The organism is Erysipelatoclostridium sp. An15 (assembly GCF_002160675.1).
Classification (GTDB): Bacteria; Bacillota_I; Bacilli_A; order Erysipelotrichales; family Coprobacillaceae; genus Thomasclavelia; species Thomasclavelia merdavium.
On sequence record NZ_NFLA01000001.1, the window covers coordinates 1 to 15,809 of the forward strand.

General features: G+C 30.2%; 11 protein-coding genes, 2 tRNA genes, 1 pseudogene and 1 other annotated feature. Of the genes and pseudogenes, 12 read left to right on the forward strand and 2 right to left on the reverse strand.

Going from position 1 to position 15,809, the window contains the following annotated elements:
- Positions 1-20 precede the first annotated feature (20 nt).
- A pseudogene (locus B5E92_RS00005) lies at positions 21-482 on the reverse strand (transposase); the annotation flags it as partial.
- 234 nt (positions 483-716) lie between these two features.
- On the opposite strand from B5E92_RS00005, the gene B5E92_RS00010 reads away from it, so the two are divergent.
- The 3 genes from B5E92_RS00010 (at position 717) to B5E92_RS00020 (ending at position 4,214) form a co-directional block, all read left to right on the forward strand.
- Positions 717-3,314, forward strand: coding sequence for a CAP domain-containing protein (locus B5E92_RS00010; RefSeq protein ID WP_087298362.1), 2,598 nt, complete (start codon positions 717-719; stop codon positions 3,312-3,314).
- Between the two features lie 722 nt (positions 3,315-4,036).
- Positions 4,037-4,127, forward strand: a tRNA-Ser gene (locus B5E92_RS00015).
- 10 nt (positions 4,128-4,137) lie between these two features.
- Positions 4,138-4,214 (forward strand) — tRNA-Asp (locus tag B5E92_RS00020).
- A gap of 79 nt (positions 4,215-4,293) precedes the next feature.
- Here B5E92_RS00020 and B5E92_RS00025 read toward each other — a convergent pair.
- The gene (locus B5E92_RS00025; RefSeq protein ID WP_087298363.1) at positions 4,294-4,827 is read right to left on the reverse strand and encodes an NUDIX hydrolase; all 534 of its coding nucleotides are present in this window, start codon (positions 4,825-4,827) and stop codon (positions 4,294-4,296) included.
- 217 nt (positions 4,828-5,044) lie between these two features.
- Between B5E92_RS00025 and B5E92_RS00030 the strand changes: the two genes are divergently transcribed.
- The 9 genes from B5E92_RS00030 (at position 5,045) to B5E92_RS00070 (ending at position 15,734) form a co-directional block, all read left to right on the forward strand.
- Positions 5,045-6,013: an RluA family pseudouridine synthase gene (locus B5E92_RS00030; protein ID WP_087298558.1), complete on the forward strand. Its 969-nt coding sequence runs from the start codon at positions 5,045-5,047 to the stop codon at positions 6,011-6,013.
- Positions 6,014-6,074: 61 nt separating this feature from the next.
- The gene (locus B5E92_RS00035; protein ID WP_087298364.1) at positions 6,075-6,995 is read left to right on the forward strand and encodes an ROK family protein; all 921 of its coding nucleotides are present in this window, start codon (positions 6,075-6,077) and stop codon (positions 6,993-6,995) included.
- Between the two features lie 86 nt (positions 6,996-7,081).
- Positions 7,082-8,215 (forward strand): tRNA 2-thiouridine(34) synthase MnmA, encoded by a 1,134-nt coding sequence (gene mnmA, locus B5E92_RS00040; protein ID WP_087298365.1) that lies wholly within the window; start codon positions 7,082-7,084, stop codon positions 8,213-8,215.
- A complete protein-coding gene (locus B5E92_RS00045) occupies positions 8,215-10,413 on the forward strand; it encodes an ATP-dependent RecD-like DNA helicase (protein ID WP_087298366.1) in 2,199 nt (732 codons plus the stop codon). The genes mnmA and B5E92_RS00045 overlap by 1 nt, the downstream gene beginning before the upstream one ends.
- Positions 10,414-10,595: 182 nt before the next feature.
- Positions 10,596-10,791: a binding site (T-box leader), on the forward strand.
- A 41-nt stretch (positions 10,792-10,832) separates the two neighbouring features.
- Positions 10,833-13,442, forward strand: coding sequence for an alanine--tRNA ligase (alaS, locus tag B5E92_RS00050; RefSeq protein ID WP_087298367.1), 2,610 nt, complete (start codon positions 10,833-10,835; stop codon positions 13,440-13,442).
- A 58-nt stretch (positions 13,443-13,500) separates the two neighbouring features.
- Positions 13,501-13,752: an IreB family regulatory phosphoprotein gene (locus tag B5E92_RS00055; protein ID WP_087298368.1), complete on the forward strand. Its 252-nt coding sequence runs from the start codon at positions 13,501-13,503 to the stop codon at positions 13,750-13,752.
- A 1-nt stretch (position 13,753) separates the two neighbouring features.
- Complete coding sequence (gene ruvX / locus B5E92_RS00060; protein ID WP_087298369.1) at positions 13,754-14,173, forward strand: Holliday junction resolvase RuvX; 420 nt, start codon at positions 13,754-13,756, stop codon at positions 14,171-14,173.
- A gap of 12 nt (positions 14,174-14,185) precedes the next feature.
- Positions 14,186-14,581, forward strand: a complete 396-nt coding sequence (locus B5E92_RS00065; protein ID WP_087298370.1) for a DUF1292 domain-containing protein — start codon at positions 14,186-14,188, stop codon at positions 14,579-14,581.
- 58 nt (positions 14,582-14,639) lie between these two features.
- Positions 14,640-15,734 (forward strand): beta-propeller fold lactonase family protein, encoded by a 1,095-nt coding sequence (locus B5E92_RS00070; RefSeq protein WP_087298371.1) that lies wholly within the window; start codon positions 14,640-14,642, stop codon positions 15,732-15,734.
- Positions 15,735-15,809 lie beyond the last annotated feature (75 nt).

The window sequence follows — 15,809 nt, forward strand, 5'->3', positions numbered from 1 at the left end:
AACACTTTTTTGGACAATTTCTATGAGAACATTCTAAATTCAACAGGTGTTTTATAATCAAGTGAACCATGTATCCTGATATTATTATACCAGTTTACATAATCAAATAATTCCAGTTCTAACTCTTCTAAACTATCAAACCTTTTATTAAATGCAAATTCTGTTTTTATAATTTTATATGTTGCTTCAGCTACCGCTTTATCATACGGACATCCTTTTGTGCTTAGTGATCTGGTTATATTAAATGTTTTTAATGCTTTTTCAATTTCTTCATTTTTAAATTCACTTCCACGATCACTACTATACCGAATTCGGCATAGTTAGTATGAAACAAATCTATCTTACTTAAATCATATTTTATTGAATAAAGTGCCTTTTCAACTGGTTTGGCATTTTTATTTTTTTCAGCTGCATATCCTACAATCTCTGTTATACAATTCTAACATCAGACATACATAATTCCATTTGCTATCTGTATTTACTAATATTGGCTCGTTGTTATTAGATCTAGGTTTTTAATTGTTATTTATCACAATTAATATTGTTAAATCATGGGAAAAATATAGAAAAATATCGATAAAATATATAAAATTTGTGATATGAATGTTATAATATTTATATGCAATAGTTGTGATATATATATTATTTTAATAGTTGGGTTTATACATTGTATAGTACAATTGTTGTTCAAAAAATATTTTTGAGAAGGGAGGGAAATGCAAGGTTATACTTGCGAACAGATGAAAAAGATTAAATTTTTATTATCATTACTGGTTTCTTTTACTGTATTAGCGTATATGACACCATTATCAGTTAAGGCGCAAAATACAGATAGTACAGAATTATATATAGAAGCCAATTACAATCAGTCTGAAGCACGAAGAATGCTAGGTATGATCAATGACTGGAGGACAGGTGATGATGCTTGGATATGGGATGAAAAAAACGAGAATAAAATTTACTATAATACAAGCTCAAATAACACTTTACAGCCACTTGCATATGATTATGCTTTAGAACAGATTGCTATGCAACGTGCCGCAGAAATTGCTTTAAACTATGATCATATTAGGCCAGATGGAACAATTTGTTTTACTGCAGAATATGAAGGAGTAAATTCATATGGTGAAAATATAGCAATTGGAACATATGGAAATGCGGAAGTTTATTTTGAACAATGGCAAGAAACTAACGAGTTATATGATGGTCAGGGACACCGAAGAAACATGTTGAATCAAGGATTCAATGCAATAGGTATAGGGTATGCCGAAGTAAATGGTGTTAAATGCTGGGTTCAAGAATTTGGAATGTATAAATCTAATATTCCAGAAATACCAGTATATGACGGTTTGCGACATGTACCTGTTGTAATTGCCGATATGTATCACCCTGAATCTATTGTTAAAAGTTTGAATCAAAAAATTGATGTAGAAATTGGGAAAACAGTCGATATTCCTGCTGTTAAGTTAGGAATAGAAACTAATGTATCAATTGGATGGTTTGGACCTGATGGAATTCCTATTACAGTAGTACCTGATTTAAGTACTAATAGTGATATTATAACTATATCAAACGGTAAGATAACAGGATTGAAAGTTGGAGTTACAACATTTAGCACAAATGTTTATGGATGTACAATTAATTATACTATTAATGTATTGGCATGTAGCGAACATACCTGGGATGATGGTCAAGTTACAAAAGAACCATCTTGTAGTGAACAAGGTATTATGACATATACTTGTACTGCATGTGGTACAACAAAAACTGAATTTATATCTAAAACTGAACATACCATAGTAGTAGATGAAGCTAAAGCCCCAACATGTACAGCTTCAGGTTTAACAGAAGGTTCCCACTGTTCTGTTTGCAAAGAAGTTATCAAGAAACAGGAAATAGTGCCTGCAACAGGACATGAGTATGAAGTAATTAATCGTGTTGAATCGGAATTTCCTTGTGGAGGAGATTTGGTTACATATAAATGTAAATATTGTGAAGATTCATTTAAACAAACAGAAGGTTCAGGACATATTTGGGAAAATGAATATGAGATTGATAAAAAACCTACTTGTACAGAACCGGGTTCTAAGTCTAAACATTGTATTTATGGATGTTCAGAAGTAACAGATGTTGTTGAAATTGATCCATTAGGTCATAGTTTCACAAATTATGTATCAGATAATAATGCGACTTGTACAAGTGATGGAACTAAGACAGCTAAATGCGATCGTTGCGATAAAACTGATACTATCGTAGATAAAGGTTCTATGTTGTCACATCACGGTGGGGAAGCTACCTGTACAAAACGAGCAATCTGTGAAGGCTGTGATCAGGAGTATGGTGAAGTCAATCCGAATAATCATGTTAAAACGCAGTTAATTAATCAAAAAGAAGCCACATGTACCGAAGAAGGCTATACTGGTGATACTATATGTAATGAATGCAAAGAAATTGTTGTAGAAGGAATGGTAATAGAAGCTACTGGTCATGATTACAAAATAGTAAATAGAGTAGAATCTGAATTGCCTTGTGGTGGAAAAATAGTTACATATACATGCAACAATTGTAATGATACATACACAGAAACAATTAACGGTAAACATCTATGGTCTGATGATTACAGTGTAGATAGACCAGCCACATGTACAGAAGATGGATTAAAATCAAGACATTGTTTATACGATGGATGCACTGCTGTTACTGATAGGATAACTATAGAAAAACTAGGACATGATTTTGTAAATTATATACCAAATAATGATGCAACTTGTGAACATGATGGTACTATGATAGGAAAATGCAGTCGCTGCGATGAAACTGATACAATTGTAGATGAAGGTTCAAAATTACCACATCAAGGTGGAGTAGCTACTTGTACAACACTTGCTGTTTGCGAAAAATGTGGGAATCAATACGGCGAAGTTGATCCAAATAATCATATTAAAACACAGTTAATTAATCAAAAAGAAGCAACATGTACAGAAAATGGATATACTGGTGATACGGTATGTACAGGATGCAACGAAGTTTTAAAGAAAGGTACAGTTATTGAAAGTGCAGGACATCAATATAAAGATGGTATTTGTACAGTATGTGGTGCAAAAAAACCTAGCACAGTAATACCTATAGATCCTAATAATCCAACTGACTCTGATAAAAGTGAAAATTCACAAAATGTTACTAATACTGATATTAAAAAAGCTAATTCAGTAGCTACAGGTGATGATAGTGAATTAGTTGCATATGGAATGTTGGCTATTGCAATGTTAGGATGTATTTGTTTAGCTATTCGTAATATAAAAAAAGAATATTAAAATAGTTATATAAAATGCCGGTATGTATTGTCATATCGGTATTTTTTACAAGGAAGTAATCGACATCTTCTTAAAATAATTAATAGGAGATTTATGTAAGAGTTGTAAAAACGTAAGAATATGAAATACGGATTTGTTAAGAAAAAATATGTAAATTAATTTAAATGTAATTTATATATGGTGTAATTTATGAATATTTATAGATAATATATTGTATATGAATTGATAATTATTGTTCAGTTTTCTACTTAAGTGATTATTATCTTATTTAATATAAAATAGAGTTGAACTAGTCAATATTATATTTTTAATACAATCATGAAAAAGTACATTGTAGAATTATTTATGAAGATATTAAATTAGAAGATAAAAGCTACATATTTTTTGTACCGGGAAATTTAAAAGCTGATGATAGATAATACTATAGAGTATTTTAAAAAAGTTATTAAGCTAGAAGTTGGTAATTTGAATAAGTCTAAATATCATTAATAATGTATTTGAATGTTATAATCAGGAAGAATAATGTAAATATTAAAATAATATTTTAAAATAAAATATAGATTTATTGTTAAAGTTTGATAAAAAATGTAAAAAAAGCTTTTTTATAAAAAACAGTGAAATAATCGAATAAAAATATAATCACTTATATTTTAGAGATAAAAAAATTCAAAAAAGGTATTGCAAAGAAAATATATATATGCTATTATAAACAAGCAGACGACGGAGACATACTCAAGAGGCTGAAGAGGCGCCCCTGCTAAGGGTGTAGGTCGGGAAACTGGCGCGAGGGTTCAAATCCCTCTGTCTCCGCCATTAAAATATTGGTCTGGTAGTTCAGTTGGTTAGAATGCCGCCCTGTCACGGCGGAGGTCGCGGGTTCGAGTCCCGTCCAGACCGCCATTATTAGATTCTGTTTAACAGAATTTTTTATTTTATACCTAGATTTAAAAACGATTTTAAGATGACTTAAAATCGTTTTTTACTTATGATGTTTATTAATATATGCGTGCATAATAGCAATCATTGTTTTAGAATCAAAAATTTCACCACTTACCACTTTTTGATATGCTGTATCGATATCTAAACGTATTAATTCAATAACCTCATCTTCATCGCAGTCTAAAGGATTTTCAACTTTAAATACATCTTTAGCTTCATATACATAAAGCCATTCATCGCTATAACCAGGTGTTGGTAAGAATTTTGCGATTAATTCAATTCCTTTAGCGCTATAACCTGTTTCTTCTTCTAATTCTCTTAATGCACAAATACCAGTATCTTCATTTAATTCAAGTTTTCCTGCTGGTATTTCTAACGTATCAGTAGCATTAGGATAACGGTATTGTTTTACAAGCAGGATTTGATCATCAACTACTGCTAAGACACCAACACCACCATGATGTCTAACAACTTCTCTTGTTGCAATATTCCCGTTTTCACATTCAACTTTATCTTTATATACGTTGATTATCTTACCTTGATAAATTAGCTCGCTAGAAAGCTTTTTTTCCATATAAATCACCTCATTTAGATTATAACAAAAAAAGTATGCGGGGGTGCATACTTTTTTCTATTATTTCACGTAAGGGTGATAATAGGGGGTATGTAAAGCGAATGTCTTCACTTAACAATTAGATTATAGCACTAGTTCAATTAAATGTAAAGGGTTACATTTTAAAAGTATTAGGTAATTGGATAAGGTTTTGTTATAATGGATATTGGTGATGGAATTGAAAAAATTAGTAATAACAAAAAATGATGCTAATCAGCGTATTGATAAATATTTAAAGAAGCTATTAGTTAATGCGCCAAGTAATTTTATTTATAAAATGTTTAGAAAAAAAGACATTAAAGTAAATGGCAAACGAGTAAATGAAAAGTATATATTAGCTGATGGTGATATTCTAGAAATGTTTTTATATGAAGATAAGTTTAAAGAATTCACGGCTGAAAAAAGCATTTATGAAGTTGAAAAGACTTTCAAAGTGTTATATGAGGATAAAAACATTTTAATAGTTGATAAGCCAGCTGGATTATTAGTACATGAAGATGCTAATGAAAGTATTAATACCCTAACAAATCAAGTATTAAGTTATTTAGCTTCTAAAAACGAACTTGATTTAAGTCGTGAAAATACTTTTATGCCTGGACCAGTTCATCGTTTGGATCGTAATACAAGCGGGATCGTAATTTTTGGAAAAACTCTTGCAGCACTTCAAGATCTAAATGAAATGATTAAACTACGGCATTGTATTGAAAAAAGCTATTTAACTATCTGTAAGGGAAATTTATCAACGCCAAGACATTTAAAAGGGTATATGGTAAAACTTGAAGATAAATCACAAGTTAAGTTAGTAAATAAAGACTATCCAGGTGCTTTAACAATGGAAACCCTTGTTAAACCAATTAAAAGTAAAAATGATTTTAGTTTAGTTGAAGTTACCTTAGTTACAGGGCGAATGCATCAAATCAGAGTACATTTAGCTAGTATTGATCATCCAATAATCGGTGATCGCAAATACGGTGATTTTAAATTGAATAAAACAATAAAAAATACATTTGGTTTAAATAACCAGCTATTACATGCATATAAAATAAAATTTGTTAAAACAATCGGAACATTAAAATATCTTCAAGATAAAGAAATAGTTTGTAACGTACCAAAACAGTTTGAAAAAATAGTTAAAACTTTGTTCTAGATATCTTTAAAATATCTAACCTTTATTGTATAATTATTTGTAGTACATTAGGAGGATAGATATGAAATATTACATTGGAATTGATTTAGGTGGAACAAACGTACGTACTTTACTAGTTGATGAAAAAGGTGCAACATATAGTGAAGTAAAAGATAATACAGAAAGAGAAAATGGACCAGATTACGTTTGTGCTAAAATTATTCGCCAAATTGAAAGCTTAGATACTTCAGTTTGTGGTGGTCTTGAAGGTGTTAGTGGTATTGGAATCGGTGTTCCAGGACCAGTTGATACAGTTAATGGGACAATGATCATGGCTACAAATTTACCAGGATTTGAAAATTATCCTATTTGTGATAAATTAGCAGATCGTTTTAATTTACCAGTATTTATTGATAATGATGCTAACGTTGCTGGATTAGCTGAAGCGCTTTTAGGAGCTGGTAAAAATTATCCAACATGTTATTATGTTACAATCTCAACAGGAATTGGTGGAGCGTTTATTGTTGATGGTAAATTAGTTTCTGGTGGTCGTGGACATGCTGGTGAAATCGGAAATATCATCGTAAAAAATAATGGTTATAAATTTGGTGGTTTAAATCCAGGTGCTGTTGAAGGTGAAGCAAGCGGTACTGCAATTACTAGAAAAGGTAAAGAAATATTAGGTGATGATGTTGTAAATCATGCTGGTGATGTTTTTAGATTAGCTGCTGAAGGTAATTTAAAAGCTAAAAGTATTGTTGATGAATGCGTTTCTCAACTTGCAACAATGTTTGCTAATATTGCTCATACAGTTGATCCACATTGCTTTGTAATTGGTGGTGGAGTTATGAAATCACGTGAATATTTCTTAGATAGCTTAGAAGAACAATTTAACTCTAAGATCCATGTTGGTATGCGTGGACATATCCCACTATTAAAAACAGAATTAGAAGATTGTGGTGCTATTGGAGCAGCCATGTTACCAATGTCAAGATTAGGATAAAAAGAAAGGAAATCATCCTTTCTTTTTTTAAATTATATGGTTTTTTATATTAAATAATGTTATTATAGTCGGGTGAGGTGACGAAAATGTCAAAGAGAGTAGTATTAGGATTAAGTGGCGGTGTTGATTCGGCAGTTGCTGCTTATTTATTAAAAAAACAAGGATATGAAGTTATTGCGGTTTTTATGCGTAACTGGGATAGTCAATTAAATAACGATATTTTAGGTAATCCAACTAATGATGATGATATTTGTCCTCAGGAAAAAGATTATAATGATGCAAAAGCAGTAGCTAAGTGTTTAGATATTCCAATCAAACGAGTTGATTTTATTAAGGAATATTGGGATCATGTTTTTACATATTTTTTAGATGAATATCGAAAAGGAAGAACTCCAAATCCAGATATTTTATGTAATAAGCATATTAAATTTAAAGCTTTTTTAGATTATGCAAAAACATTATCAGCAGATTATATTGCTACTGGTCATTATGCAAGAGTAGTTCATCAAGAAGGACAAGATTCAATCATGTTAAAAGGTGTTGATCATAATAAAGATCAAACATATTTTTTATGTCAATTAAATCAAAAACAATTACAAAATTCTTTATTTCCATTAGGAGATATTGATAAAAGTGAAGTTCGTAAAATTGCTCATGAATTAAACTTACCAGTAGCTGATAAAAAAGATAGTACTGGTATCTGTTTTATCGGTGAACGTGATTTTAAAGAATTTTTACAAAATTATATTCCAGCACAGCCAGGGAATATGGTAGATATTGAAACTAATAAAGTAATTGGACAACATTCAGGAATTATGTACTATACAATTGGTCAACGCAAAGGATTAGGAATTGGTGGACCAGGTGCTGCCTGGTTTGTTGTTGGTAAAGATTATGACAAAAATGTTTTATATGTTTGTCAAGGTGATCAAAAAGAATGGTTATATTCAACCGGTGCTTTAATTAGTGATGTCAACTGGATCGCTTCTAAAAAGCCAGCTGGTAAAATATCATGTAATGCAAAATTTAGATATCGACAAAAAGATAACCCAATTAGTTTGGAATTCGTTGACGAAAATACAGTTTATTTAACTTTTGACCAGCCAGTCAAAGCAGTAACTCCTGGACAGGCAGCAGTATTTTATGATGGTGATGTTTGTTTAGGTGGTGGAACCATCGAAACGGTTTATAAAGATGGTAAACCAATCGAATATTTATAATGATTATTTATACTGGATATATTAAGAAGATTCGCTTTTATAGCGAATCTTCTAATTATCTTGTTGCTTTAATTGAAGTTGAGCAAGAAGATAAACTAATTACTATGACTGGCTATATGAATAATTTTAATGACTATGATAAATATGAATTTACTGGTGATTATGTTATTCATCCTAAATATGGAAAACAGTTTAAACTAGAGCAATATCGAATTATTTATGCTAAAGAAGATGATGAATTAATTAAATATCTTTCTAGCCCCCTATTTAAAGGAATTGGAAAAACTTTAGCAACAGAAATTGTTAATACCTTAGGTGAAGATTGTATTGATAAAATTAAAACCGATAAACATAGTTTAGATATTGTAAGAGGAATGACTGAAAAACGGCGAGAAATAATATATGAGACTTTAACTAGCGGAGATTATGATCAGGAAGTAATGCGCTTTTTTATGGGTCATGGCATTAGTTTGAAAAATCTCGGTTTAATTCAAGCGTTTTATCAAGATAAAACGTTAGATGTCTTACAAAATAATCCTTATCAGTTAATTGAAGATATTGATGGAATTGGGTTTAAAACAGCTGATGAATTAGCTATTAAAACTGGAGGCAGTTTAGATGCTCCTAATCGAATCAAAGCAGGAATCATCTATAGTATAAAACAATATGGTTTTAATACTGGTAGTACCTATTGTTTATTAGATGAAATTAAAACAATGTTTACAAAAATTATTTATAACATTGAAGAAACTGTTTTTGATGAGTATTTAAATGAATTAATTGATGAAGGTCTAGTTGTTTTAGAAGAAGAACGCTATTATTATTATGAAATGTATGAAGCAGAAAAAAATATTGCCTCTTTTTTAAAAAACTTAATTAATCAGCCCGAAGAAATAGTAGATGAAGCTGAAGTAGCACGCTTACTAAAAAATTATGAACAAAAACAAGGAATTGAATATGCTAGTAAGCAAAAAGAAGCAATTAATTATTTCTTAAAATCTTCATGTATGATTTTAACTGGGGGACCAGGAACTGGTAAAACTACAATTGTTCAAGCGTTATTAAAAATTTATAAAACATTATTTCCTGAAGATAAAATTGGTTTAGTTGCTCCAACTGGAAGAGCAGCAAAACGTTTAAATGAATTAACTGGAATAAGTGCTTGTACGATTCATCGTTTATTGAAATGGGATCTTCATAGCAATACATTTGCAATGAATGAAAAAAATCCTTTAGATATTGAAGTTTTAGTTATTGACGAGTTTTCAATGGTTGATTGTTTATTGCTGCACCGTATTTTTTTAGCCGGAAAAAGAATTCGTAAAATTCTTTTTATTGGCGACTATCATCAGTTGCCATCTGTTGCTCCTGGTAATGTTTTACATGATTTAATTGCAGCAGGAATAAAAACGATCGAACTTGATGAAATTTTTAGACAAACAAAAGAATCGGGAATTATTCAATTAGCTCATCATATTATTAATGAACAAATTGATGATACTGCTTCATTATTTGAACAATATCCGGATATAAATTTCTTTTCTTGTCCAAACTATGATGTCGTAAAAAACGTAAAGAAAATTGTTCAAAAAGCCATTGATGAAGGTTATGATTATAACGATATTCAAGTATTAGTTCCAATGTATCAAGGTGTCGCAGGAATTGATGCTTTAAATGATGCATTGCAGGATGTTTTTAATCCATGTGATGATGAAACTTTGATTTATCGTGTTGGTCGTAAAGAGTTTAGAATTGGTGATAAAATATTACAACTAAAAAATCGGCCTGATGATGAAGTATTTAATGGTGATATTGGAACATTAATTGATATTTGTTTAAAAGACAATTTTGAATATCTACAAGATACACTTGTTGTTGATTTTGATGGTAATATTATTGAATATACTAGTAATGATTTTAATACTATTACTCATGCTTATTGTATGTCGATTCATAAATCACAAGGGAATGAATTTAAAATTGTCATTATGGCAGTATTATCAGATTATTATGTGATGTTAAAGCGAAATTTATTATATACTGCAATAACCCGTAGTAAACAATCTCTTTTTATTTTGGGTAGTTTTAAAGCGTTTATGTATGGTTTAAATAATTACCAGGATTTTCGCCGTAAAACGAGTTTGATTCAACGTTTTGAAAAAGAAGAAACAATAAGTGTGTATGATTTTCTTGAATAAAGACAAACTAGATTGAGGTGAGTTTTTATGATAGCAAGAAATAAACTGTTGTTAGGAATGTCGGTGGCATCATTAATGATTTTGCTTAGTGAATGTGACTGTGTTGAAAATATGATGTGTAACTTAAAAGAAAAGATGTAAATTTATAGTCTTGAAAAATAAATATAGATAGTTTATAATTTGGTAAATCGTTGAAAAAGAAGAGTACTATATTTGATAGCTTTTTAGAGAGAGTATGGCTGGTGAAAATACTTAGTATCGTATAGGAAAGCTACTTTGGAGAGTAATTAAAATTTACCGTGTAAGCTACGTTATCAGCTAATTAAGGGCATGAGTTTTCATGAACTAGGATGGTACCGCGATTTAGTCGTTCCTAGATAGGGACGACTTTTTATTTTGTAGAAGTAAAGGAGAATAGGATGAAACAATTAACTGGAAATGAAGTAAGAAAAATGTTTTTGGATTTTTTTGAAAGTAAAGGCCATAAAGTTGAGCCAAGTCATTCATTAATTCCTAATGATGATCCAACTTTATTATGGATTAATGCTGGTGTTGCGGCTATTAAAAAATACTTTGATGGAACAATCAAACCAGAAAATCCAAGAATTACAAACGCTCAAAAATCAATTAGAACTAATGATATTGAAAATGTAGGGAAAACTGCTAGACATCATACATTTTTTGAAATGTTAGGTAACTTTTCAATCGGTGATTATTTTAAAAAAGAAGCTATTGAATATGCTTGGGAATTACTAACTGATGAAAAATGGTTTGCTTTTGATAAAGAAAAACTTTATATTACTGTTCATGATCATGATGATGAAGCTTATGATTATTGGGTTAATGAAATTGGAGTTGCTAAAGACCACATTTTAAAAACACCTGGAAACTTCTGGGAAATCGGTGAAGGGCCATGTGGACCAGATTCAGAAATCTTTTATGATCGTGGTGAAAAATATGATCCTGAAGGTTTAGGAACAAAATTATTTTTTGAAGAGTTAGAAAATGATCGTTATGTCGAAATCTGGAATCTAGTATTTTCACAATATAATTCTCAAGAAGGATTAAAACGTGAAGAATATAAAGAATTACCACAAAAAAATATTGATACTGGAATGGGATTAGAAAGAATTACAAGTATCTTCCAAAATGGAGAAACTAATTTTGATACTGATTTCTTCTTACCGATTATCCATCAAGTAGAAAAAATTGCATCAGTAAGTTATCAAGAAAACAAAATGGCATACCGTGTTATTGCCGATCATATTAGAACAGTAACATTTGCTTTAGCTGATGGAGCATTATTTGATAACGCTGGTCGTGGTTATGTTTTAAGAAGAATTTTAAGACGTGCGGTTAGATATGGTAAACAAATCGGTATTGAACAAGCATTTATGTACAATTTAGTAAGCACTGTTAGTGATATTATGAAAGAATTCTATGATTATTTACCAGAAAAAGTAGATTATATTAGTGATCTAGTTCGTAAAGAAGAAGAAGCTTTCCATAAAACATTATCTAACGGTGAAAAATTATTAAATAGTATTATCACTAAAAATACAACAGGTGTAATTAGTGGTAAAGAAGCATTTAAGTTATATGATACTTATGGATTCCCATTTGAGTTAACTTTAGAAATTGCTAGTGAATCAAATTTAAAAGTTGATGAAGAAGGATTTAAAGAAGAATTAAAGATCCAGCAAGAAAGATCTCGTGGGGCTCGTAGTGAAGGTGAAAGTATGACTAGTCAAAAACCTGATTTAATGTCTTTTGATTTACCTTCAACATTTGAATATAATCCAGCTAATATTAACAGCGTAGTTATTGGATTGTTTAAAGACGGAGTCAAAGTAGATCGAATTGATGATTATGGTGAAATTGTTTTTGATACAACAACTTTCTATGCTGAAATGGGTGGTCAATGTGCTGATACCGGAACTATCTATAATGAAAACTGCTTAGCAGAAGTAGAAAATGTTTTAAAAGCACCAAATCAACAACATTTACATTTTGTGAAATTGAAAAAAGGATCTATTACTTTAGGAGATATTTTAACTTTAGATGTTGATAAAGAAAAACGTAATAAAATTATTGCCAACCATAGTGCAACCCATTTATTACAAGCTGCTTTAAAACAAGTTCTTGGTAGTCATATTAACCAGGCTGGTTCTTATGTCGATGATCAACGTTTAAGATTTGACTTTACTCATTTTGAAAAAATTACAAATGATCAAATTAAAGAAATTGAAGCAACTGTAAACGATGTTATCTTTGATGGTATTGATGTAAGCATTGATTTCATGAGCAAAGAAAAAGCATTAGAAAATGGTGCAATGGCTCTATTTGATGAAAAATATGGTGATACAGTACGTGTCGTAACAATTGGTGATTTTTCAAAAGAGTTATGCGGTGGCTGCCATGTAAGCAATAGTGCTAAAATTGGTCTATTTAAAATCGAAGCTGAAGAAAGTGTTGGTAGTGGTGTTCGCCGTATTGAAGCAGTTACTGGTAAAAAAGCATATCAAGCTCTTGTTCATGAAAAAGAAGTTGTTGATACAATTAGTGATGTTTTAAAAATCAAAAATCGTAAAGAAGTTGTCAACAAAGTAACAGCTTTATCAAAAGAATTAGCTGCTGATAAAAAAGAAATTGAAAATTTAAATAGTAAATTGAATGCTTTAAATGCTGCTAATAAAGTTAACGATGTTCAAGATATTAATGGTGTTAAAGTATTATTAGTAGAAGAAAAAATTGATAGTGCTAAAGCTAAACAATTAACATTTGATTTTAGAGATAAATTAGATGAAGGAATTGTAATTTTAGTTTCTCAATTTGAAGGTAAATGTTCATATTTTGTTGGGGTAACTAAAGATTATGTTGCTAAAGGATTTAAAGCAGGAGATATCGTTAAGAAAATAAATGCTGTCGTTGATGGACGCGGTGGTGGAAAACCTGATTTTGCTCAAGGTGGTTGTCCAGTAAATGATAAAATCGCTATGATTAAGACTGAGCTTAAAAACTTCTTTTAATTTACTAATATTTGGTGTAAAATGATGTTATAGGCTAAGCCTTAAGGGGGGCAATATTATGCAAGATTTAACAAAAACAAAAGTATTCAGTTCTGAAGATATGCGACGTGAAATGATTCGTCAAAATCTAAAAACAGTAATAGAAGCGTTAAATGAAAGAGGTTATAACGCAGTACATCAAATTGCTGGGTATTTAATCTCTAATGATCCTGCTTATATTTCTAGTCATAAGAATGCTCGAAATATTATCCAACAAATTGAACGTGATGAAATTATTGAAGAATTAGTCAAATCATATTTGGAGAAATAGAATGAAAAGAATTTTAGGTTTAGATTTAGGTTCTAAAACCTGCGGTATTGCCATGAGTGATCTATTAGGAATGATTGCTCATGGTGTAGAAACGTATCGTTTTAAAGAAAACGATTATCATGCTGCTTGTAAATATGTTGCTAAGATCATTAAGGAAAATGATATTGAAACAGTTGTTCTTGGGCTTCCTAAACATATGAATGGTGATCTAGGAATAAGAGCTCAGATTTCTATTAAATTTAAAGAAATGTTAGAAAAAGAAGTTCCAGGAATAAATGTTGTTTTAGTAGATGAACGATTAACTACTAAAGCAGCTGAAAATCAATTGATTTTTGCTGATGTTTCACGCAATAAAAGAAAAAAAGTAATTGATAAAATGGCAGCAGTAGCAATATTACAAGGATACTTAGACAGTAAATAGAAAGGAATATTAATGGAAGCAAATAAAATCCAGGTTATTGATGACCAAGGAAATGAAAAAGAATTTGAAGTCTTATTTACTTTTAATAACGATGAATTAAATAAGCAATATGTTTTATACTATGATGCATCTTTAGATGAACCTAGTGTTTATGCATCAATTTATGATGAAACTGGACAATTGTTCCCAATTGAAACCCCTGAAGAATGGGAATTAGTAGAAGAAGTATTCCAAAGTTTTATGGGAGAGCAACAAAACAATCATGAATGTTGTCATGGCGGTAATGGTTGTCATCATCATGATGAAAAAGATCATGAGTGCTGTCATGGTCAAGGTCATGGTGATCATGAATGTTGTCATAACCATGAAAATGAAGAAGAATGCTGTCATAACAGTAAAAATAATTAATAAAAGCTAATTAAATTAGCTTTTTTATCTTTAAAAATAGAAAAGGTGGTATTATTAAATGGCTTTATTTGGTTTATTTGGGAAAAAGAGAATAACAGAATCATTCTTTGTTAATTCTTATGGTAATGATCAAACTAGAGGGCTTTATACATTTCAAGTTGATGTTGAAAATGGGGAAATATTATATAAAAAATTTTTTAAGACACCATCAGATCCGATTTATAGTTTTAATTATGGTCGTTTTGTTTGTGTGACTTATAAAAATCGTTCCGGTACACAAGGGGATGGCGGAATTTGTTCATATGCTGCAACGTCAGATATTTTAGCATTAGTTTCACATATTAGTGATAATGGTAAAACTTATGTTCATGCTTGTACTAATGGAGATCACGAAACAGCTGATAGACTATATGCAGTAGATTATTATAATAGTGAAATTTTAGTAGCTCGTATTGAAAAGAAAAAACTAATTGCACCATGTTCTAGATATCAATTAGAAGGTCATAGTATTGACCCTAAAAGACAAAATCAACCACACCCATGCTATGTTGATTTTACACCAGATAAACAATGTTTAATTGTAGTTGATTTAGGTTTAGATAAAGTTTTATTATTTAAAATGATTGATCGTGAAATTGCTTTGGATGAAGAACATTCATTTGATTTACAACCAGGTTCTGGTCCTAATAAAATTTTATTTAACAAAGCTGGAACAATCGCTTATGTATTAAATGAGCTATCTTGTACTATAAACGTTTATAAATATAATGATTTAAATTTTGAGTTGATTCAAACTATTGATACGTATCCAAAAGAAGGTTATGAAGATATACCAAGTACTGCTAGTCAAATGATTTTTAGCGAAAAAGAAGAAAGATTATATGTTACCAACTGTGGACATGATAGTTTATCTTTATTTATTGTTGATAAAGAAACTGGTATGTTAACTTATAAAGATTTCGTTGATACTTCACCAAATCCACGTGATTTAAAAATCTTTAAAGATCGCTGGATCGTTGTAGTATGTCAAAAAGGTGGCGTAGTAGAAAGCTATGAATACCGCAAAGAACGTGGTGGTATGTTATTTGAAACTAAATACAGTTATATGGTAAATGAGCCAGTATGTATTACTAAATTTGAAACAATTTATTAAAATTTCGATAGAGATGTTTTCATCTCTATTTTTTCTTGTCATACTAGTAGTAGTGAAATAAGTTGAAACAGCATA